Genomic DNA, 20,764 nt, shown 5'->3' on the forward strand with positions numbered 1-20,764 from the left:
TGCTAGAGCCTGGAAACCGACAGCGCGCCGTCGACATGGATCACCGAACCCGAGGAGAACGCGAAGGCCCCGCCGGCGAGTGCCGCCACCGCCTTGCCGACATCCTCCGCCTCGCCCCAGCGCCCCGCGGGCACCAGGCCCTCGCCGATGAGCCGGTCATATTTCTCCGACACCTTCGCCGTCATGTCCGAGCGGATGATGCCGGGCCGGATCTCGAACACCGCGATGCCGGGCTCGGCCAGCCTGAGCGCCAGGCTCCGGCTGAAAGCCGCGAGCGCGGCCTTGGAGATGCAGTAGTCGATGCGGTCGGGTGACGCCATTTCCGCCGACACCGACGAGATGGTGATGATGCTGCGCGCGGTCCCGGCCCCACCGGCGAGCATCGACCGCGCCACCGCCTGGGTGAAGAACACCGTGCCGCGCAGATTGACCGAGAGGATCCGGTCGAAGTTCTCCGGCTTCATCTCGAGGAAATCGCCGCGCACCACCGAGGCCATGCCGGCATTGTTGACGAGGCATGCGATCGGCCCCAGCGACCCGGTGACGAGATCCACCACCCGCTGGTGGCCGGCGAGATCGGCGAGATCCGACTGCACATAGATCGCGCTGGCGCCGATGTCCCCCAGCTCGTCGATGAGGCTCGAGGATTCAGCATCGCTGTCCTCAAGCCCGGTGATGGCAATATCGAAGCCGGACTGCGCCAGCGCCCGGACGATGCCGAGGCCGATGCCGCGACGACCGCCGGTGACGATGGCGATAGGGCGTGCGGCTTCGGTCATGCGCGCAAATCCTCGCGGGTGATGTGATCGGCCACGCGCAGCGCCTGGGCGGCGATGGTCAGCGCCGGGTTGACGGCCGCCGATGTCGGCAGGAACGAGGCGTCGACGACGAACAGGTTCGGGTGCTCGAAGGCGCGGCAATGGACGTCGAGCGGCGACGTCGCCGCGTCAAGGCCGATCCGCACCGTGCCGCACTGGTGCGAAGGCGTGCGCTTGTCGAAGGAGCGCGACAGCACCAGCGGGAAGCCGGCGGCCTTCAGATCCGCCTTCAGCCTTGCCACCAGCCTGAGATGCGACTGCCAGTTGGTGCGCGTCCATTTGAGCACGATGCGTTCGCCGTCGACGCTGACCCGGCTTTCGGGATGCGGCAGGTCCTCGGTGATGGTGTAGAAATCGATCGCATGCGCCGAGATCGCGTCGAGCAGGACCTCCGGCACATACGGCATGTTGGCCTTCAGGATCGCGCCCGACACCCGGCCGAGCAGCTGGATGTTTCCGAGCGGCGGCCCGCCGGCGCCATCGGAGAGGTAGTAGTCGTTGAGGCCGAAGGTCTTCTGGTAAATCGAGTCGTTGCGGTAGGACGGCGACAATGCGATCACCGCGCTGGAATTGTGGTTCATGAAGTTGCGCCCGACCTGGTCGGAGCCGTTGGCGAGCCCGTTGGGGTGGCGTGCGTCGGCAGAGCGCAGCAGCAGCGCTGCCGATTGCACGGCACCCGCCGACAGGATCACCAGCTTCGGCGACAGGCTCTCCTCGACCCCGTCCTTGATGTAGCGCACCGACTTGATCGTTCTGCCGTCCTCGCCCGACACCAGGCCCGTGACCCGCGCATGGGTGACGAGGCTGACATTGGCGTGCTTGAGCGCCGCGGCCAGCGCCGTGGTCTCCGCGTCCATCTTGCCGTCGTCCGAGTTCGGATGCGCATCCCACGGCGTCTTCGCCTTGGCCATCCAGCGGTCGATGTCGACCCCGAGCGGCAGCGACGCCGGGTGCAGCCCGTTGGCCTTCAGCCGAGCACGCACCCTGGCGATGGCAGGCTCTTCGGGGACCGGCGGGTACGGATAGGGGCTCGAATGCACAGGCTCGCTCGGGTCCTCGCCCAGCGCGCCGCGAACGTTGAAGAGTTGCTCCGCCTTCGAGTACCAGGGTTCCAGTTCCTCGTAGGCGAACGGCCAGGCCGGCGAGACGCCTTCGAGATGCTGCATCTCGGCGAAATCCTCGCGCCGGTAGCGATAGAGCACCGCGCCGTAGAACTTCGAATTGCCCCCGACATTGTAGTAGTTGCCGGGATTGAAGGCAGCACCGCCGTGTTCGTGCCAGAATTCCTTCGGGCGGAAATGGCCGCGCTGGAAGATCGCCCGCTGGTCGCGGTTCACCGGCAGGTCGGCGATGTGCCCGCCCGCCTCCAGGATGACGATGCTGGCGCCCGAGGCGGCGAGGCCCGAGGCGACGGTGGCGCCGCCGATGCCGGAACCGATGATGACGATGTCGGGCTGCATCATCGATTGCCTCAGCGGATCCGTTGTTCGGTCTTGGGATCGAAATAGACCACCTTGTCGAGGTTGAACGCCAGCCGCGAGGTCTCGCCGGCGCGGATGTCGGCATCCGCGCGCAGCCGGGCGACGACTTCCTTGCCTCCGAGCCTGGTGACGGCGAAGGTGTCGGAGCCGGCGGGTTCCACCACCTCGATCAGGCAGTCGCCCTCGCCGATGGAACCCGCATTGCGGTCGGCGCCGTCCATGTCGGTCAGCGCCTCGGGCCGGATGCCGAACAGGACCTCCTTGCCCGCGTAGTTCGACAGGCCCGACGGCGCGTTGGGGATCGAAAGCCTGAGCGGCTCGCCCCCGTCGCGGGCAAGCGACACCCGCAGCGCGCTGCCGTCGGCCTCGACGCGGGCGGTGAGCAGGTTCATGGCCGGCGAGCCCATGAAATCGGCAACGAAGACATTCTCCGGATTGTTGTAGATCTCCGACGGCGAGCCGAACTGCTGCAGGATGCCGTCCTTCAGCACCGCGATCCTGGTCGCCAGCGTCATCGCCTCCACCTGGTCATGCGTCACATAGACGATGGTTGTCCCCATCCGCGCATGCAGCCGCTTGATCTCGGTGCGCATGTCGATGCGCAGCTTGGCGTCGAGATTGGACAGCGGCTCGTCGAACAGGAAGACCTGCGGGTCGCGCACCAGCGCCCGGCCCATGGCGACGCGCTGGCGCTGGCCGCCGGAGAGCTGGCTCGGCTTGCGGTCGAGCAGGTGCCCGATCTGCAGCATGTCGGCCACGCGCTGGATCGAGGCCTCGCGCTCTTCCTTGGGCACGCCGCGGATCTCCATGCCGAAGGCGATGTTTCCGCCCACCGTCATGTTCGGATAGAGCGCGTAGGACTGGAACACCATGGCGATGTCGCGCTTGGAGGGATGCAGCCCCACCACCGACTTGTCGTTGATCAGGATGTCGCCCGAGGTGATCGGTTCCAGCCCGGCGATCGAGTTGAGCAGTGTGGACTTGCCGCAGCCCGACGGTCCGACGAGAACGAGAAAGCCGCCCTCCTCGATTTCCAGGCTGATGTCCTTGAGGATCTCCAGCGATCCGTAGGATTTGCGCAGATGTTCGATCCTGAGAAATGACATGGTCTAACCTTTCACGGCGCCGGCCATCAGGCCGCGCACGAAATACCGCCCGGAGACGACGTAAACGATGAGGGTGGGCAGGGCGGCGAGGATCGCGCCGGCGAAGTGGACATTGTATTCCTTCACCCCGGTGGACGAGCTGACGAGATTGTTCAGCGCCACCGTCATCGGGGTCGAATCGGCGCCGGAAAATGAGGCGCCGAAAAGGAAGTCGTTCCAGATGTTGGTGAACTGCCAGATCACCGAGACGACGATGATCGGTCCCGACGAGGGCAGCAGGATGCGTCCGAAGATCTGGAAGAAGCTCGCGCCGTCGATCTGCGCCGCCCGTACCAGTTCGGTCGGAAACGCCTCGTAGTAGTTGCGGAAATAGAGCGTCGTGAATCCGATGCCGTAGACCACATGCACCAGGATCAGCCCGCCGACCGTGCCGGCGATGCCGAGCATGCCGAGGATCCGCGCCATCGGGATCAGCACGATCTGGAACGGGATGAAGCAGGACAGGAGCAGCAGCCCGAAGATGATGCCCGAGCCGCGGAAGCGCCATTTGGTCAGCACGTAGCCGTTGAGCGCGCCCACCACCGTGGAGATCGCCACGGCGGGCACCACCATCAGCAGCGAGTTGATGAAGAACGGCCTGAGGCCCGTGGGCTGCACGCCGATCTGCGCCGTCGACCAGGCCGTCAGCCATGGCTCGATGGTCCATTCGCGGGGCAGGTTGAGCATTCCGCCCTGGCGGATTTCCTCGAGCGGCTTCACCGAATTGACCAGCATCACGTAGAGCGGCAGCAGGTAATAGACCGCAAACAGGATCAGCGCCGCGTAGATCGCCGCCCGCGTCAGCCGGTCGTGGCTGATGGCGTTGGATGTGTTGGAGCCGCTCATGGACGTTTCTCCCCGCGCAGTTCGGAATAGAGATAGGGGATGATGATCGAGAAGATCATCGCCAGCATGATGATCGCCGAGGAGGCGCCGATGCCCATCTGGTTGCGGGTGAAGGTGTAGGAATACATGAAGGTGGCCGGCAGTTCGGTCGCCTGCCCGGGTCCGCCGCCGGTCAGCGCCACCACCAGGTCGTAGGCCTTGATCGCCAGATGCGCGAGCACCACGAAGGCCGACAGGAACACCGGCCGCATCATCGGAATGATGATCCGCCGGTAGACGGTGACCGTGGAGGCGCCGTCGATCTGCGCCGCCTTGATGATCTCGTTGTCGACGCCGCGCAGGCCAGCCAGGAACATCGCCATCACGAAGCCCGACGACTGCCAGACGGCGGCGATGACGACGCAGTAGATGGCGTAGTTGCGGTCCTTGATCCAGGTGAAGGAGAAACTGTCCCAGCCCCACAGATGCATGGTGTTCTCGAGTCCGATGCCGGGGTCGAGAAACCATTTCCACGCAGTCCCCGTGACGATGAAGGACAGCGCCATCGGGTAGAGATAGATCGGCCTGAGCAGGCCTTCGGCGCGGATCTTCTGGTCGAGCAGGATCGCCAGCCCCAGTCCCAGCACCGAGGAAATGACGATGTAGAGCGAGGCGAAGATGGCGAGGTTGGAGATCGCCCGCCACCAGTGCGGCAGCGCCCAGAGCTTGGAATAGTTGCTCAGCCCGACGAAGCCGTAGGACGGCAGCATCTTGGAATCCGTCATCGACAGAAAGCCGGTATAGGCGATGAATCCGTAGACGAAGATCAGCACCACGATCAGCGACGGCGCCAGCACGATCTTCGGCAGGAGTTCCTGTAGCCTGCTGCGGTTGTCCATGATCCCTCCCCGGCATTCACTTGTCTGGCACGTGTCTGGTTGCGGGGCGCGCGGCGAAATCGGCGCGCGCCCCGACGATGTCAGGCGCGCTTACTGCGCGGCGGCAACCGCTGCCACCAGTTCGGTGACGGCTTCCTCGGACGACATGTCGCCGTTGAACTGGCGGGTCACGACGTCATAGATGGCGTTCTTCACCGACGCCGGATTGGCGTGGCCGTGGGCCATGGAGCCGAACAGCGAACCGTCGGTATTGGCTTCGGCGAGGTCGGCGATGGCCTTCTTGCCGCAGGCGTCGAAGGCTTCGTCGGAGACGTCGGTGCGCGCCGGCGCCGAACCCTTGACGACGTTGAACGCCGACTGGAAGGTCGGGTTCTCGATGGCGGACGCCATCACCAGCTGCGCCGGCACCTTCTCGTCGGCCACCTTGAACATCGCGAACTGGTCGGAGTTGAAGGTCACCGATCCTTGCGTGCCCGGGAAGCGCATGCAGACGAAGTCCTCGCCCGGCACCTTGCCGGCCTTCACGAATTCGCCCTTGGCCCAGTCGCCCATGAACTGCGCGCCGGCCGTGCCTTCGATGACCATGGCCGAGGCGAGATTCCAGTCGCGGCCCGAGAAGTTGTCGTCGACATAGGAGCGAAGCTTGGTCATGCGGTCGAAGGCTTCCTTCATCTTGTCCGATCCCAGCGCTGCCGGGTCGAGATCGATGAAGGCCTGCTTGTAGAAATCGTTGCCGAGCGAGAGCACGACGGCGTCGAAGATGGTTGCGTCCTGCCAGGGCTGGCCGCCATGGGCGACCGGCGTGATGCCCTGCTCCTTGAACTTGTCGAGGAGCGCCACCAGCTCTTCCCAGCTTTCGGGCTGCTTGCCGCCGGCCTTGTCGAGGGCCGCCTTGTTGATCCACACCCAGTTGGTCGAGTGCACGTTGACCGGTGCCGCGATCCAGTGTCCGTCATACTTGGAGAATTGCTGCAGCGCGGTGGGGATCACGGTGTCCCAGTTCTCCTTGGCGGCCACGTCGTCGAGATTTCCGAGAGCGCCTTCCTTGGCCCAGTCGAGAATGTCGAAGCCGAGCATCTGCACGGCGGTCGGCGCGTTGCCGGCCGTGACGCGGGCGCGGAGCACGGTCATGGCCTCGGTGCCGCCACCGCCGGCCACCGGCATGTCGACCCAGGAAATGGACTTGCTTTCAAGATCCTTCTTGAGCACGTCGAGAGCGGCGGCTTCGCCGCCCGACGTCCACCAGTGCAGCACCTCGACGGTTTCCTCGGCGTGAGCGGCGAAGCCGCCGAAGCCCATCATCAGGGTTGCCATTGCAGTCGTTGTCAAAAACTTGCGCATCGTTTCCTCCCGTTAGCAAGTTGCATCAGGCAGATGAGACCATCGGCCTTTCGATCCCGCCGTCCCAGTGACGGCGAATATCCTTCCACACGGCCTGAGCCGCTGGACCAATTTAAAACGTTACAAATTTGCCCAAGTCAAGCTGTCTCCGTGCTCGTCGCAAACCTTCGCAATGCGTCGCAATGTATGAAACATTCCGCATTTGTGCGCATGCGAAGGCGCCAATGCGGGGCGCCTTGTCGTGTTTGCAACGTTTTCATTCGGACATTGCCTGCTTACCCATTCCCGGCTAACGTCCGGGGCCGATGGTCCATGCGGCCGAAGAGGAAGCCCGAGCGCGTGCGTGACAATCCAGAGATCCATCCGCCGGCGGCTGCCGGGCGGACATCCGCCAAGCCGACGCTGCGCACCATAGCGGCGATCACCGGACTGGCCGTGACCACGGTGTCCCGCGCGCTCAGCGACGCGCCGCAGATCTCGGCCGGCACCCGCAAGCGCGTCCAGGAGGTCGCCGCCGAGATCGGCTATCTCCCCGACCGCGCCGCCCAGCGCCTCAAGACCGGCCGGACCAACGTCATCAGCGTGCTGCTCGACCCGCATGAGGAAATCCTCGGCTTTGCCACCTCGCTGATGCACGGGCTGGCTCGCGCGCTGCAGCCGACGCCCTACCACATCATCGTCACGCCGAACTTCCTCGATGGCGCCAATGTCGATGCGGTCAACTACATCCTGCGCAACCGCATGGCCGACGGCCTCATCCTGTCGCGCACCGAGCCGTTCGACCCCCGCGTGCGGCTGCTGCTGGAAAGCGGCCTGCCCTTCGTCACCCATGGCCGAACGGAATTTTCCACCCCGCATCCCTATGTCGACTATGACAATTTCGCCTTCGCCTTCGAGGCCGGCCGCCGGCTGATCGCCAAGGGCCGCCGCAAGCTGATGATCCTGCTGCCGCCCCGGCGCCTCACCTTCTTCCAGCACATGCTCTACGGCTTCATGACGGCGGTGCGCGAATCGGGTGCCGGATACGAGATCCCGGACGAGATCGACCTCGACAGTCCGGTGGACAGGATCCACGATTTCATGCGCCGCCGTGCCGCGCTGCCCGACCTGCCCGACGGCTTCATCTGCCCGGGCGAGGTCTCGGCGCTCGCCACCATCACCGGCATGAGCGATCACGGGCTGACGCTCGGCTGCGAATACGACATGGTCGCCAAGCAGACCTCGCGGCTCCTGGGCCATATCCAGCCCAAGGTCGATGTCATCTACGAAGACCTGAGTGCTGCCGGCGAACAGATGGGCAAGTTCCTGCTCGGCCGTATTGGCGGCGCGCAGGGTGACAGCCTGCAGGACCTGCAGCCGCCGCAATTCTCCATTCCCGGCGCCTGAACCGAAGCGGTCACGCAGTCCGCCAGCCCTGGTGTCGGAAAGCAGGGTCATCGCTGCACCCACCAAGTGCTGCGAGCGCCGATATGCATGTTCAGCGTTTTGGTTTCGGTATAATCCTCCACCGCGTGACGGCCCAGTTCGCGGCCGAGGCCGGACTGTTTGTAACCGCCGAAGGGCAGCTCCGAGGCGCCGTCCATGAAGGTGTTCATCCACACCGTGCCGGCACGCACCCGGCGGCCGACGCCGAGACAATTGTCCATGGCGGCGCTCCACACACCAGCCGACAATCCGTAATCGACATCATTGGCGATATGAACCGCCTCGTCGAGGGTGTCGAAGGTCAGCACCGAGAGCACCGGCCCGAACACTTCCTCGCGCGCGATCGCCATGTCGGGCGTCACGCCGGAGACGATGGTCGGCGCCATGAACTGGCCCATGCCGAGATCGAGCCCGCCGCCGCCGAAGGCAATGCCCGCGCCTGCCGCCTCGGCGGCGGCCACGTGATTGGTCACCTTGTCGAAATGCATCGGCGTGATGATGGCGCCGACCTGGGTCTCGTCATTGAGCGGATCGCCGACCCTGACCTTGGCCGACAGCGTCGCGATGCGCGCGATCGCCTCTTCGGCAATCGACCGGTGCAGGATCAGCCGCGAGCCGGCATTGCAGCACTCGCCGGCATTGAAGAAGGCGCCGAACACCGCCGCATCGGCGAATTCCTCGAGATTGGCGTCAGCAAAGACGATCTGCGGGTTCTTGCCGCCCAGCTCCAGCGATACCTTCTTGAGCGTTTCCGAAGCATTGCGCATGGTGAGCTTGCCGACGCCGGTCGACCCGGTGAAGGAGACCATGTCGACATCGCGGTGGCTGGTCATCAGTGAACCGACGGCCGCACCGGTGCCGGTGATGATGTTGACGACGCCCGCCGGAATGCCGGCCTCGATCAGCAATCTGCCCAGGAGCAGCGTCGAGCCGGAGCTGAGTTCCGACGGTTTGACCACCGCCGTGCAGCCGGCGGCCAGCGCGAAGGGCAGCTTCTGGCTGACAATCAGGAACGGGAAATTCCATGGCGTGATGATCGAGACCACGCCGATGGCCTCGCGCAGCACCACGCCGAGCGTACCGTCGCCGAGCGTGTTGTAGCTCTCGCCGTGCAGGTCGCGGGCAAGGGCTGCGGCATAGCGCCAGATATCGACGGCGCCGCCGAGTTCGCCGCGCACCTGCGCGATCGGCTTGCCTGCCTCCACCGCGTCAAACCAGGCCAGCTCTTCGGCATTGGCGGCGATCAGGTCGGCCACGCGCAGCAGCGTGTTGGACCGCTCGGCCCCGGTCATGCGCGGCCACGGCCCGGTGTCGAAGGCGGTGCGGGCGGCGGCAATGGCGCGATTGGCGTCAAGCTCGGTGGCGGCCTGGTAGCGGCTGACCGTGACCCCGTGGCCGGGGGCGACGCGCTCGATGATGCCGCCCTGCCCGCCGGTCCACCGGCCGTCGATCAGCATCTCGAATTCGCGAACCTTGAGCCCGGCGATCGCCGCCGGCCGGATCTGGATACTCACAACCATTCTCCCTTGAAATTCGCCGGGCGCTTGGCCGAAAATGCCGCTACGCCCTCCTTGAGATCGCCGGTTCCGGCGGCCAGGATCGATCCCAGCGCCTCGACTGCGGCGCCATTGTCTTCGCCCGAGCTGATGGCCAGCATCAGCTTGGAGATCTCGATGGCCGCCGGCCCGCGCGACGCGATCCGCGCCGCATAGGTCTTCGCCGCCTCAAGCGCCGCACCGGTCCCGGCCACCGCGTCAACCAGTCCGAGTGCCAGCGCCTCGTCGGCGGAAAACACCTCGCCGCCCAGCACCATGCGCCGGATGATCTGCGCCCCGAAACGGCCGCTGAGCCGTTGCGTGCCCGACCAGCCCGGCACCATGCCGAGGCTCGTCTCCGGCATTCCGATGCGGACCTGAGTTTCGGCTATGCGGATATCGGCGCAGGCTGCCAGTTCCAGCCCGCCGCCCAGCGCATGGCCGTTGATGGCGGCGATCAGCGGCATGCGCAGCGTCGCCAGCCGCTCGAACACCCGGTGACCGAAGCGCACCCAGGAATGGCCGAAATCCTGCGGCGTCATCCCGGCCCAGGCCCTGATGTCGCCGCCGGCGGAGAACGCCTTGCCGGTGCCGGTCAGGATAGCGACGCGAATGGCCGGATTGGCGTCGATCTCGTCGCAGGCGGCGGCCAGGAGCTTCAGCATCCCGATGTCGAGCGCATTGGCCTTGTCTGTGCGATCGATCGCAAGGATCGCAACCGGGCCTTCGATGCCGATGGTCAGACGCGGATCAGTCATGGCCGCCTTCCCGGCAATGTGCGGCGCGGCTTGACCGGCAGTCTGAGCCCCATCGGCGGCTCGGCAAACAGCGCCCCATCCATGGTCTTGAGGTTTTCGGAAACCAGAAGCGGGAAATCCGCCTGATCGAGCACGTCGCGCTCAAGATCCATGCCCGGCGCAATCTCGGTGACCATCACGCCGTTCGGCGTCAGCCGCATGACGCAGCGCTCGGTGACATAGGTGATGTCCTGCCCCTGCAGCACCGCGCGCGGGCCGGAGAAGGTGACGTGTTCCACCTCGGCGACCAGCTTCTTGAGCTTGCCTTCCTTGTCGATCGTCAGCCTGCCGTCGGCGACGGAAAGCTTTGCCCCCGCATTGAACATGCCGGAGAAGACGATCTTCCTCGCCCGCGCGGTGATGTCGACGAAGCCCCCGGCTCCGGCGGTGACATGCGGCCGGAACGACAGCTTCGAGACATTGACCGAACCGTCTGCGCCGATCTCGAGGAAGGAGAGCAGCGAGGCATCGAAGCCGCCGCCCTGGAAGTAGGTGAACTGGTAGGGCGACGGCATGAAGGCGTCGGCGTTCGAGGCACAGCCGAAGGCGAAGTCGAGGAGCGGGATCCCCCCCACGGCGCCCTGCTCGATCACCCAGGTCACCGACCCGTGCAGGCCTTCCTCGATCAGGATCCGCGGCACATTGGCCGAGATGCCGAAGCCGAGATTGACCGCGCTGCCCGTTTCCAGTTCCTGCGCCACGCGCCGGGCGATCACCTTCTGGACATTGAACTCCGGCACCCGGAAGCTGCTCAATGGCCGGAAGATCTCGCCTGAGATCGCCGGGTCGTATTGCGTCTGCGTCGTCTGCTTCTGCTCCGGATCGACGATGACGTAATCGACCAGCATGCCCGGCACGCGGACGTCGTGTGGCTTCAGCGAGCCCGACTTGGTCACCCGCTTGACCTGGGCGATGACGATGCCGCCATTGTTGCGCGCCGCCAGCGCCTGGTCGAGGCCGCCGAGATAGGCGCCCTCGTGCTCATAGGTGAGATTGCCTTCCTCGTCGGCGGTGGTGGCGCGGATGATCGCCACCTGCGGCGCGATCGCCTTGAAATAGAGCCACGTCTCCCCGTCGAACTCGACCTTCTCGACCAGCGGCGCCGCCGCTGCGAGCTCGTTCATGGCGCAGCCCTGGCGGTCCGGATCGACGAATGTCTCGAGCCCGACCTTGGTCAGCACGCCCGGCCGCTTGGCCGCCGCTTCCCGGTGCATGTCGAACAGGATGCCCGAGGGCACGTTGTAGGCGGCGATCTCGTTGGCGCCGATCATCTGCCAGATCAGCGGCGGCTCGGACGTCGACGGGCCGGACGGATAGGAGCCGCCGATGATGCGCTTCAACAGCCCTGCCCTGGCGATGTGGTCGATGCCCTTGATGCCGCTCATGTCGCCGGCTGCGATCGGGTGCAGCGTGGTCAGATCGCGCGGATGGCCGCTCGCCTCGAAGCGCTCGCCGATGGCCTTCAGCATCAGGTCCGGACAGCCAAGCCCGCTCGACGAGGACACGGAGACGACTGCATTGTCGGGGATCAGGCTGGCCGCATCGGCGGGAGAGATGACCTTGCTCATGCGCTCACAGCCCCGGCTCGATCTTGACGGTGGTGCCGCTGCGCGCGGCTTCGACCACGGCAAGACCGGTGGCGAGCGACCAGACGCCGTCCTCGCCGCTGGCGGCGGGCCGGCCGCGGCCCTCGATGGCTGCATGAAATTTTTCGAGCGCCGTCTCGTAGAGATTGCGGCCGGAGAATGTGAGTTCACGCTCGCCTTCGGCGTTGCGCAGCGTGACACTGCCGACCGGCTGCTGGGTCATGACGTTGCGGGCGATCAGCGAGCCCTCGGTGCCATGCACCTCGAAGCCTGTTTCGGCATATTTGGTGGTGAAGGCGTCGTGAAACTGGGCAATGACGCCCGACTTGAAGCGCATCACGCCCATCACCCCATCCTCGAGCCCCGACTGGCCCATGCCAGCGGACTGGCTCATGGCAACGGCTTCCACAGGATCGTCGCCCAGCACGAAGCGCAGCGTGTCGGCGTCATGCACGGTGATGTCGAGAATGACGCCGCCACCGGCATCCGGTTTGTCGAGCCGCCAGCCCTGCAGATGCGGCGGCAGGTAGACGGCGTGGAACACGCGCGCCGCCAGCGGCGTGCCGATTGCGCCCGAGGCAATCGCGTCGCGCATGGCGCCGTGGCTGCCGGCATTGCGCAGATGATGGTTGGTGCCGAACTGCACCCCCTTGTCGCGCGCCGCCTCGACCATGGCGCGGGCGTCTGACAGCGACAGCGCCAGCGGCTTCTCGCAATAGACATGCTTGCCCGCGGCGATCGCCGCCAGCGCCTGGTCTCGGTGCAACTCGTTGGTGGTGGAGATGTAGACGGCGTCGATCTCCGGATCGTTCACCAGGTCCTCGAGCGAAGTGAGTGGCTTGGCAATGCCGTTTTCCGCGGCATAGGTCTTGGCGCGGTCGGCATTCGAGCTCATCACCGACACCACCTCGCCGCCCGTGGCGCGGATGGCACCGATGACCCATTCCCTGGCGATCGTGCTCGCCCCGATCAGTCCCCATCGCGTCATCATGCCATTTCCTGTCTCACGTTGATTGCCTTGCCCGAACTCTCCCGCACCACCAGGCGAACGGCCGTTGTCACCGCCTCGCCCTCGCTGGAATTCGAATTGATCTGCTTGAGCAGCAGCGTCGCTGCTCGGCGCCCCATGCCCTGCGGGTCGACCGACACCGTGGTCAGCGCCGGCACCGCGGTCTTGGCCTCGATCACGTCGTCGAAGCCGACAACGGCGAAATCCGCGCCCGGCTCCAGCCGCCGCGCCCTGAGCCCGTCGCAGACCCCGAAGGCCACCGCGTCGTTGAGACAAACCGCCGCCGTCGGCCGTTCCGCCACCGCCAGCGCCCGGCCGATGGCCTCTACCCCGCCGGCGCGCGAGGACGGCGCGTTGATGACCAGCTCGTCATCGACCTGGATTCCGGCCTCCCGCAGGGCGTCGCGATAGCCGCCGGTGCGCTCGTCGAAGACCGCCATGTCGGAGAATCCGCCGAGAAAGGCGATGCGGCGGTGGCCGAGCGACAGCAGGTGCTGGGTTGCGGCGCGCGTGCCCACCGCATTGGCCGACATCAGCGTCGAAGCCTTGGTGCCGGGCAGGTTGCGCACCGCCACCACCACCGGAATGCCGCTCGATTCCAGTGCCTTGAAGTCGGACGCCTGGGTGCCCCGCGCCGGGCAGATGATCAGACCGGAGATGCCGTGCTCGCGCATCGACCCGATCAGTTCCTGCTGCCGGTCGGGGTTCTCGGCGCAGCTGGAAAGGAACTGCACATAGCCCGCCGACTGCACCACCATGTCGATGCCGACGGCGAGTTCGGCAAAGAAGCTGTTGGTCAGATCATTGACGATGACACCGATGATCTTGGAGCGCGAACCGGTCTGGCGCAGCGTCGCCGCCCCGCGGTTGTAGACATAACCGAGGTCTCGGATGGCCGCGTTGATGCGGTTGCGCGTCTCCTCCTTGACCGAGGAACTGCCCTGCAGCACCAGCGACACCGTCGATTTGGAGACGCCGGCGGCCCTGGCTATGTCAATGACGGTAACGCGTCCTTCGGCCATGATCCGGATGTCTCCTCCCTGTTGCCGGCAAGCATAATTGGAACGTTCCAATACTGTCAACGGGGGATGGCAAAATTTCGACCTTGCGTGACACGGACGCAAATTGCCGCGCATCCGGACTCAGCTTCGATAGGAATGCTGTTTCACATATGTTTTACTGGCCATTCTGCGAAATCCGAGCCTGTCCGTGGGCGCCATGCGCCGGAACATGGACGGATTTTGGGGCCCGGCCCGGCTTGATAATTGGAACGTTCCAATGTATCTGGAGAAAATTCCGAGGAGGATTCCGATGCGCCAGACCCTGTCCCTGCCCGGCCACGACCGTTCGCTGAGCCCCTACGCGCTCACTGGTACGCCACCGACGCTGCCCGCGAACCCGCCCCGCTTCAACCGCCAGGCCTATGCCGCCGCCCATGTCGTCTCCGACCCCTTCGCCGAGCGCACGCCCTGGGGCCATGCTGCCATCGACTGGGACGCCACCCTTGCCTTCCGGCATCATCTCTGGAGCCTCGGCTTCTCTGTCGCCGAGGCGATGGACACCGCCCAGCGCGGCATGGGCGTGAACTGGGAGCAGGCAGCCGAACTGATCCGACGCTCGGTGGCCGAATCGCGGTCCGTCTCCGGCGCCGGCATCGCCTGCGGCGCCGGCACCGATCATCTCGACCCGGTTTCGGCCCGGTCGCTCGACGATGTCATCGCCGCCTACGAAACCCAGTTCGAGGTCATCGAATCCTGCGGCGGCCGCACGATCGTAATGGCAAGCCGCGCGCTCGCCCGGCTTGCCCGCTCCGCCGACGACTACCGCCATGTCTATGGTCGCATTCTCTCCCAGGCACGCGAGCCGGTGATCCTGCACTGGCTGGGCGACATGTTCGATCCGCAACTGGCCGGTTACTGGGGCGCCGACCGCTTCGAGGACACGCTGGAAACGGTGCTGTCCATCATCAATGCCCATCCCGGCAAGGTCGCCGGCATCAAGATCTCGCTGCTCGAGGCGGGCAAGGAGATCGCGCTGCGCGACCGCCTGCCCGAAGGCGTCGTCTGCTTCACCGGCGACGATTTCAATTATGCCGAGATGATCGAGGGCGATGTCCGAGGCCACAGCCACGCGCTGCTCGGCATCTTCGACGCCATCGCGCCCAATGCTTCCAGTGCGCTTGCGGCGCTGGCCCGCGGCGACGTGGACGACTTCCGCGCCATCCTCGCCCCCACCGTGCCGCTGTCGCGAAAGATCTTCGAGGCGCCGACGCAGTACTACAAGGCTGGAATTGTCTTTCTCGCCTGGCTCAACGGCCACCAGGATCATTTCACCATGCCGGGCGGCATGCAGTCGGCCCGCGGAATCGTCCACTATGCCGAGATCTTCCGGCTCGCCGATCGGGCCGGCGCGCTGGCCCGGCCCGACCTGGCGGTGGAGCGCATGCGGGTGTTGCTGGCAACCGCCGGGGTGGCCTGATCAGGCGGCGCCGCCGCCCGCGCCCTCCGCGGCTGCCGGCCTCAGGGTCAGATCTTGAACGACAGCTTAACCATCCGCAAAGCATTTCACCCTAGGAGTATGAGCGAAAACGGTTATACGAGCGGGGCAGGCAGTTGATGGCGGCGGCGACGGCCAGGAAATCGGACATGCGGGACATTGCCACTGTCGTTCTTGCCACCATGCGCAAGCGCGGCATTTCGGCGTTGCCGCGCAACTACGAATTGATTTACGAATCGATCCTCAATTCCGACCCGACTCTCTCCCTGGCGCTCAACGGCGTGACCGATCCCTCCGACCAGGCTGCGCTGGATGCCCTGTGTCGCGCCCATCTGCCCCATCTCTACCAGGCGACAGTCAGCGATGCAGCCCTCGACCACCTGAAGACCGAGGCGAAGACGATGCTGGCCGTGCTCGACGAGCAGCAGGCCGAGATCAGCCGCTATTCGCTGCTCCTGGCGGAGAGCAACAAGCGCATCCTGTCCAAGAGCACCTCGAGCACCCGGATCCTGGCCGACATCCTCGGAGCCTTGCAGGCCTCCACCGACGACAAGGTCGAACATGGCAGGACCGCCATCGACCAGGCCGGCGAGAGCAGCCTGGAGATGCGGCGGATCCGGCAGGAACTCGACGAATACAAGCGCATCGCCAACACCGACGCGCTGACCAGGCTGCCCAATCGCCGCGCCTTCGACGAACAGCTGGCCGAGATCTACAACGACGCCAGGCCGCTCGCCGCCACCGCGCTGATCGTCATGGACATCGACCATTTCAAGCGCTTCAACGACACCTATGGCCACGCCGTCGGCGATCAGGTCCTTGGACTGGTTGCCGCCATCCTCAAGGCCGCGCTGCGCAAGGACGCCTTCGCCGCGCGCATCGGCGGCGAGGAATTCGCCATTCTGGTGATGGCGGCCAAGCCGCAGGCGATCCAGGACATGGCCGACGCGTTGCGTCTGATGATCGCCAGGACCCCGTTGAAGAACCCGAAGACCGGCGCCAGCTTCGGCAGGATCACGGTCTCGCTCGGCCTGTGCATGTCCGACCAGGCCGACGATCCCTTCGATTTCTACAGCAAGGCCGACATCGCGCTCTACGGCGCGAAAGCCGGCGGCCGCAATCGCATGGTGCAGTATCGCCCCAATCTCGAAGCCGAGTTCGACGCCAACCGCCTGCTTTACGCTGGCTGAACCTCACAGCCGATCTCACCATGGCCCGGCGTCGGGGTCAGCGCCGCTGCCGCGCCGCGCGGCGCCATTGGCGCCCGCATGCCGCTTGATATGACCGCGCGCTTGCCGCTAGGGTGCCGCACAGCGTGACCTGACCGGAGTGACTGGCGTGAGCAAAGAGATGACGACACTTGAATCGCTTCTGGATGAGGAAGAGCGGATCCAGTTCGCGCACTTCGATCATGACCTTGCCATGCAGATCGGCCTGGAACTGGTGTCGCGCGCGCGCGCCGATGCCCTGGCAATCGCCATAGATGTCTCCGCCTTCGGCCAATGCCTGTTTCACGCCGCCATGCCGGGCGCCTCGCCCGACAACGCGGCATGGATCAGGCGCAAGATCAACGTCGTGCACCGCTTCGGCCGCAGTTCTATGTATATGGGTGAGCTGTGCCGCTCCAGGGGCACCACGCTGGAAGAGAAATACATGGTGGACCCCAGCGAGTTCTCGCCCCACGGCGGCTCATTCCCGGTGCGTCTGCGCGGTTCGGGTCTCGTCGGCACGGTCACGGTCTCCGGCCTGCCGCAACTCGACGACCACCGGCTGGTGGTCAGCGTGCTCGAGCAGGTGCTTTCGGGCGACTGACGCCGGATGCCGGGGACAGTTTACTTTTGCCGCCGCACCAGGCCATGAGGCACAATGCCAAAAATAAACTGTCCCCCACCCCCGGCCACGCAGCTGAGCCAGGGGTTCGCACGGCACCGTCACCCCGGCCCCCGAGCCGGGGTCCAGAGACCCGCGCGTCCGCGCTTTGAGAGACTTCTTTTTCCGAGATCACTCTCAGGAGTCCCCCGGCTCGCGGACGCGAGCCCGCTGGATGCCGGCTCGGGGGCCGGCACGACGGTAGAGAGGGCGCGCCGTACCAGAGCAAACCGTCCCCGACCTCCGCTCTGCTAGCGGATGCCCACCGTCAGCTCGTAGGACGCGCCGCCGCGGGTGGAGCCGACGACGATCCGGTAGTCGCCGTCGAGCGGCAGCGGGCCGCGCCACACCCGCGCGTCGTCGCCATCGCTCGCACCCGGCAATTGCGTTCCGTCCGGCGCCTCGATCTGGAACACCGCATTGTCCTCGATCGACTGCATGTCGAGGCTCATGGTCTGGCCCGCGCTGGCGCCGATCGTGTAGACGGCCTGCTCGCCGCGCGCGATGCCGCCATTGACGACGGCGCTGCTTGCGCCCGGTTCGAAGCGGATGGCCGTGGCGGACGCGGATCCGGCATCGACGGCGTCGGTCGCCTCGGCCGGTCGCCAGTCGTTGACGACAAGCACCGCGCCGTTTTCGCCCGCCGCCATGCTCGAGGTGATCAGCAGGTTGTCCTCGAGCGCGATGACATCGCGCGCCGTGTAGTCGCCGGTCGTGAGCCGGATGGTCCGCAGCAGGTCCAGCGTCTGTGCCGACAGCACGAAGATGGTGCCCTTCTCGCCGATCGCCACCAGATGGTCCGCGTCGGCAAGCATCTGCATCACCATTTCCGGCAGCGAGGCGCGCGCCGCCTCCTCCATCCTGTCGGGATCGAACATCACCACGAGCCCGTCGTCGTTGTTCTCGTCGACCCGGCCTCCCGCAAACACATGCGCCGAATTCGAGGCCATGGCCCAGGTGGAAAGCCCCGGCACGGTGATGTCGCCCACTTCCGCCGTGCGGCTGTCATAGACATTGACCAGCCCGCCGCGGGCGTGACCGACCCAGATCTCCAGCCCCATCGCGGCGAGCGAGGTCGCCCATTCGCCGAGATTGCTCGATTTCGTCTGCTTGCCGGTGCGGGCGTCGATGCCGATGACCCGCGAACTCTCCGAGCTGCAGGCCGGCTGCGTCAGAACCCACAGGCCGCCGTCTCCGGCAATCATCCTGTCCGGGCATTCGCCAAGCTTGGCAAGCGTGGTGACCTTGTCATTCGCGCCAATGGAACTCACGAGCTTGTCGGTCGCCACCAGCGCAAAGACGCCGCCCTCGCGCGGCGCCACCATGCTGGTGGGCAGCCGCCCGATCTTGACGTGCTTGATCAGGTCACCGCTGCCGTACTCGATCTTGGCGACGCTCCGCTGACCGCTCTCCGCCACCCAGTAGAACCGCCCGTCAAAGGCGATGCCCTCGGCCCATTTGCCGACATCGATGACGCCCGGCTCGAGGGTGATCTCGTCCGCCGAGGCCGGCGCGCCCAGCATGCTTCCGGCAAGCAGTGCCGCGCAGAGCACCGGCGCGAGACGGCGGACCGCGCTGCGGCGAAGGGACCGGGCCCGAAGGTCATTTGCGGCTTTCGAAATCATTTGAATGTCCCATGCTGCTGGTTGGCGCTGCGTGCAAAAGCACGGCGGAATCGCAGCGGTCGGAAATCCGCCACGCCGTGGTTCTAGCAGGGTTTTCGCCGGCAGCGCCATCCCGGTCCGTCATGGTAAGCACACACGCCCCCTCCGTCGGCTGCGCCGACACCTCCCCCGGTTCGGGGGAGGAAAACCATCGCGCCCGAAGCTGATTTATTACCACTGCCTCACCGGCCTCGCCGCCGGTTTTTCCGGCACCGGCCATGCCGTCGGGTTTTCCCTTCTCTTCACTGAGGGTACCGAGCCGGGCCGGACGCGATCCGTCCCCCTCCCCCTTGAGGGGAGGGGTTAGGGGTGGGGGTATGCAATGGTCGAAACAGGCGAGGCCGCGCCCCCTCCGTCGGCTCCGCCGACACCTCCCCCGAATTGGGGGAGGAAAACCATCGCGCCCGCCGCCGGGTTTTCCCTCCCCTTTCAGGGGAGGGTGGCCCGAAGGGTCGGGTGGGGTGGGGCATTCCAGGATGCCGCAAGCACCGCCGGCTTTCAGCCGAGCACTTCCCTGACCGCTTCCGCCATCGCGGCAACCACCGTATCCGCCTCGGACTTCGAGAGACACAGCGGCGGCGCGAAGCCGATGATGTCGGCCTGCGGCATGGCGCGGCCGATCACCTTGCGCTTGAGCAGGGCCGCGGCCAGCTGCGGCCCGATCTTCTTGCTCGGATCATAGAACGCCCGGTCGGTCTTGTCCTCGACCAGCTCGACGGCGCAGAGCATGCCCTCGCCGCGCACATCGCCGACATGGGCATGGTCGCCGACGGCGTCGCGCATTGCCTCGCGGAAATAGCTGCCCATGGTTCCGGCATTCTCCACCAGGCCCATCGAATCGATGAGCTTGAGATTGGCGACGCCCGCGGCAGCCCCGATCGGGTGCGCCGAATAGGTCCAGCCATGGCCGATGGCGCCGTTCTCGTCCGTGCCCTGCTCCAGCACCTTCCACACCTTGTCGGAGATGATCGATCCCGACAGCGGCGCATAGGCCGAGGTCAGGCCCTTGGCGATGGTGATGATGTCGGATTCGATGCCGTAGTGGTCGGAGCCGAACATCGTGCCGAGGCGGCCGAAGCCGGTGACGACTTCATCGGCGATCATCAGGATGTCGTGCTTTTTCAGCACGGTCTGGATGGCTTCCCAGTAGCCCGCCGGCGGCGGCACCAGGCCGCCGGTGCCGAGCACCGGCTCGCCGATGAAGGCGGCGATGGTGTCTGGGCCTTCGCGCTCGATCAGAGCCTCGAGTTCGCTCACGCAATGGGCGACGAACTGTGCCTCGGACTGGCTGCGGTCCTCGCGGCGGAAATAGTCCGGCGCGATCGTGTGCTTGACCATCGGCAGCGGCAGGTCGAACTTCTTGTGGAAGACCTCGAGACCGGTGAGCGAACCGGTCATCAGGCCGGAGCCGTGATAGCCGCGCCAGCGCGACAGGATCTTCTTCTTCTCCGGCCGGCCGAGGATGTTGTTGTAGTACCAGACGAGCTTGATGTTGGTCTCGTTGGCGTCCGAGCCGCCGAGGCCGAAATAGACCTTCGACATGTTCTTCGGCGCCCGGTCGAGGACCATCTTCGACAGCGTGATCGAGGCCTCGGTGCCGTGGCCGACATAGGCGTGGTAATAGGCCAGCTCCTTGGCCTGGGCGGCGATCGCCTCCTGGATCTCGGTGCGGCCGTAGCCGACATTGACGCAGTATAGCCCGGCGAAGGCGTCGAGCAGCCTGTTGCCGTCGCGGTCCTCGATGAACACGCCCTCGCCGCCGGTGATCACCCGCGTCGGCGTTTCGCCGCGGGCGTGCTGGGCGAGATGGGTCGACGGGTGGAAGAAATTCTCCCGGTCCCACTGGGACAGTTGGTCATTGGTCAGCATCGTGT

At 65.8% G+C, this 20,764-nt stretch carries 17 protein-coding genes; 4 read left to right on the top strand and 13 right to left on the bottom strand.

All coding sequences use genetic code 11. The features are described 5' to 3' along the window. Positions 1–2: 2 nt before the first annotated feature. From DFR52_RS06225 to DFR52_RS06250, 6 genes are all read right to left on the bottom strand, one after another. Positions 3–779, bottom strand: a complete 777-nt coding sequence (locus DFR52_RS06225) for a 3-ketoacyl-ACP reductase (protein ID WP_110030977.1) — start codon at positions 777–779, stop codon at positions 3–5. Further along, positions 776–2,281: a GMC oxidoreductase gene (locus DFR52_RS06230; protein ID WP_425351139.1), complete on the bottom strand. Its 1,506-nt coding sequence runs from the start codon at positions 2,279–2,281 to the stop codon at positions 776–778. The genes DFR52_RS06225 and DFR52_RS06230 overlap by 4 nt, the downstream gene beginning before the upstream one ends. 8 nt (positions 2,282–2,289) lie before the next feature. Continuing rightward, positions 2,290–3,405 carry an ABC transporter ATP-binding protein gene (locus DFR52_RS06235; RefSeq protein ID WP_110030979.1) on the bottom strand — a complete coding sequence of 372 codons (1,116 nt, stop codon included), beginning with the start codon at positions 3,403–3,405 and terminating at the stop codon, positions 2,290–2,292. A gap of 3 nt (positions 3,406–3,408) precedes the next feature. Continuing rightward, positions 3,409–4,290, bottom strand: coding sequence for a carbohydrate ABC transporter permease (locus DFR52_RS06240; RefSeq protein ID WP_110030980.1), 882 nt, complete (start codon positions 4,288–4,290; stop codon positions 3,409–3,411). After that, complete coding sequence (locus tag DFR52_RS06245) at positions 4,287–5,168, bottom strand: carbohydrate ABC transporter permease (RefSeq protein ID WP_110030981.1); 882 nt, start codon at positions 5,166–5,168, stop codon at positions 4,287–4,289. The genes DFR52_RS06240 and DFR52_RS06245 overlap by 4 nt, the downstream gene beginning before the upstream one ends. Before the next feature lie 90 nt (positions 5,169–5,258). Next, the gene (locus tag DFR52_RS06250; RefSeq protein ID WP_110030982.1) at positions 5,259–6,509 is read right to left on the bottom strand and encodes an ABC transporter substrate-binding protein; all 1,251 of its coding nucleotides are present in this window, start codon (positions 6,507–6,509) and stop codon (positions 5,259–5,261) included. Positions 6,510–6,848: 339 nt separating this feature from the next. Between DFR52_RS06250 and DFR52_RS06255 the strand changes: the two genes are divergently transcribed. Continuing rightward, a complete protein-coding gene (locus DFR52_RS06255) occupies positions 6,849–7,895 on the top strand; it encodes a LacI family transcriptional regulator (RefSeq protein ID WP_245415198.1) in 1,047 nt (348 codons plus the stop codon). 47 nt (positions 7,896–7,942) lie between these two features. On the opposite strand, the gene DFR52_RS06260 is transcribed toward DFR52_RS06255, so the two are convergent. The 5 genes from DFR52_RS06260 to DFR52_RS06280 are packed head-to-tail and all read right to left on the bottom strand — an operon-like array spanning position 7,943 to position 13,883. After that, complete coding sequence (locus DFR52_RS06260) at positions 7,943–9,454, bottom strand: aldehyde dehydrogenase family protein (RefSeq protein WP_110030984.1); 1,512 nt, start codon at positions 9,452–9,454, stop codon at positions 7,943–7,945. After that, positions 9,445–10,227, bottom strand: a complete 783-nt coding sequence (locus DFR52_RS06265; RefSeq protein ID WP_110030985.1) for an enoyl-CoA hydratase/isomerase family protein — start codon at positions 10,225–10,227, stop codon at positions 9,445–9,447. The genes DFR52_RS06260 and DFR52_RS06265 overlap by 10 nt, the downstream gene beginning before the upstream one ends. Further along, complete coding sequence (locus tag DFR52_RS06270; RefSeq protein WP_110030986.1) at positions 10,224–11,834, bottom strand: acyl CoA:acetate/3-ketoacid CoA transferase; 1,611 nt, start codon at positions 11,832–11,834, stop codon at positions 10,224–10,226. Before DFR52_RS06270 ends, DFR52_RS06265 begins: the two co-directional genes overlap by 4 nt. 4 nt (positions 11,835–11,838) lie before the next feature. Further along, positions 11,839–12,840 (bottom strand): Gfo/Idh/MocA family protein, encoded by a 1,002-nt coding sequence (locus DFR52_RS06275; protein ID WP_110031163.1) that lies wholly within the window; start codon positions 12,838–12,840, stop codon positions 11,839–11,841. Beyond that, on the bottom strand, positions 12,840–13,883 hold the full coding sequence (locus tag DFR52_RS06280; protein WP_110030987.1) for a LacI family DNA-binding transcriptional regulator: 1,044 nt from the start codon (positions 13,881–13,883) through the stop codon (positions 12,840–12,842). The genes DFR52_RS06275 and DFR52_RS06280 overlap by 1 nt, the downstream gene beginning before the upstream one ends. A 289-nt stretch (positions 13,884–14,172) precedes the next feature. Here DFR52_RS06280 and DFR52_RS06285 point away from each other — a divergent pair, with 289 nt between their 5' ends. From DFR52_RS06285 to DFR52_RS06295, 3 genes are all read left to right on the top strand, one after another. After that, positions 14,173–15,339 carry a dihydrodipicolinate synthase family protein gene (locus DFR52_RS06285; protein WP_110031164.1) on the top strand — a complete coding sequence of 389 codons (1,167 nt, stop codon included), beginning with the start codon at positions 14,173–14,175 and terminating at the stop codon, positions 15,337–15,339. A 167-nt stretch (positions 15,340–15,506) separates the two neighbouring features. Then, a complete protein-coding gene (locus DFR52_RS06290) occupies positions 15,507–16,547 on the top strand; it encodes a GGDEF domain-containing protein (protein WP_158284873.1) in 1,041 nt (346 codons plus the stop codon). A gap of 160 nt (positions 16,548–16,707) precedes the next feature. After that, the gene (locus DFR52_RS06295) at positions 16,708–17,169 is read left to right on the top strand and encodes a heme-degrading domain-containing protein (RefSeq protein ID WP_110030989.1); all 462 of its coding nucleotides are present in this window, start codon (positions 16,708–16,710) and stop codon (positions 17,167–17,169) included. Positions 17,170–17,477: 308 nt separating this feature from the next. Here the strand turns inward: DFR52_RS06295 and DFR52_RS06300 are convergent, their stop codons facing one another. Next, a complete protein-coding gene (locus DFR52_RS06300) occupies positions 17,478–18,851 on the bottom strand; it encodes a YncE family protein (RefSeq protein WP_110030990.1) in 1,374 nt (457 codons plus the stop codon). Positions 18,852–19,388: 537 nt separating this feature from the next. Further along, positions 19,389–20,759, bottom strand: coding sequence for an aspartate aminotransferase family protein (locus tag DFR52_RS06305; RefSeq protein ID WP_110030991.1), 1,371 nt, complete (start codon positions 20,757–20,759; stop codon positions 19,389–19,391). Positions 20,760–20,764: the final 5 nt, after the last annotated feature.

The sequence above is a fragment of the Hoeflea marina genome, assembly GCF_003182275.1.
GTDB lineage: Bacteria > Pseudomonadota > Alphaproteobacteria > Rhizobiales > Rhizobiaceae > Hoeflea > Hoeflea marina.

Excerpts from the sequence above, each read along its gene's own strand:
- DFR52_RS06285 (WP_110031164.1), top strand. The coding sequence starts at position 14,173 with ATGCGCCAGACCCTGTCCCTGCCCGGCCACGACCGTTCGCTGAGCCCC.
- DFR52_RS06245 (WP_110030981.1), bottom strand. The coding sequence starts at position 5,168 with ATGGACAACCGCAGCAGGCTACAGGAACTCCTGCCGAAGATCGTGCTG.
- DFR52_RS06300 (WP_110030990.1), bottom strand. The coding sequence starts at position 18,851 with ATGATTTCGAAAGCCGCAAATGACCTTCGGGCCCGGTCCCTTCGCCGC.
- DFR52_RS06280 (WP_110030987.1), bottom strand. The coding sequence starts at position 13,883 with ATGGCCGAAGGACGCGTTACCGTCATTGACATAGCCAGGGCCGCCGGC.
- DFR52_RS06230 (WP_425351139.1), bottom strand. The coding sequence starts at position 2,281 with ATGATGCAGCCCGACATCGTCATCATCGGTTCCGGCATCGGCGGCGCC.
- DFR52_RS06290 (WP_158284873.1), top strand. The coding sequence starts at position 15,507 with ATGCGGGACATTGCCACTGTCGTTCTTGCCACCATGCGCAAGCGCGGC.
- DFR52_RS06275 (WP_110031163.1), bottom strand. The coding sequence starts at position 12,840 with ATGACGCGATGGGGACTGATCGGGGCGAGCACGATCGCCAGGGAATGG.
- DFR52_RS06225 (WP_110030977.1), bottom strand. The coding sequence starts at position 779 with ATGACCGAAGCCGCACGCCCTATCGCCATCGTCACCGGCGGTCGTCGC.
- DFR52_RS06240 (WP_110030980.1), bottom strand. The coding sequence starts at position 4,290 with ATGAGCGGCTCCAACACATCCAACGCCATCAGCCACGACCGGCTGACG.
- DFR52_RS06235 (WP_110030979.1), bottom strand. The coding sequence starts at position 3,405 with ATGTCATTTCTCAGGATCGAACATCTGCGCAAATCCTACGGATCGCTG.
- DFR52_RS06270 (WP_110030986.1), bottom strand. The coding sequence starts at position 11,834 with ATGAGCAAGGTCATCTCTCCCGCCGATGCGGCCAGCCTGATCCCCGAC.
- DFR52_RS06250 (WP_110030982.1), bottom strand. The coding sequence starts at position 6,509 with ATGCGCAAGTTTTTGACAACGACTGCAATGGCAACCCTGATGATGGGC.
- DFR52_RS06260 (WP_110030984.1), bottom strand. The coding sequence starts at position 9,454 with ATGGTTGTGAGTATCCAGATCCGGCCGGCGGCGATCGCCGGGCTCAAG.
- DFR52_RS06305 (WP_110030991.1), bottom strand. The coding sequence starts at position 20,759 with ATGCTGACCAATGACCAACTGTCCCAGTGGGACCGGGAGAATTTCTTC.
- DFR52_RS06265 (WP_110030985.1), bottom strand. The coding sequence starts at position 10,227 with ATGACTGATCCGCGTCTGACCATCGGCATCGAAGGCCCGGTTGCGATC.
- DFR52_RS06295 (WP_110030989.1), top strand. The coding sequence starts at position 16,708 with ATGACGACACTTGAATCGCTTCTGGATGAGGAAGAGCGGATCCAGTTC.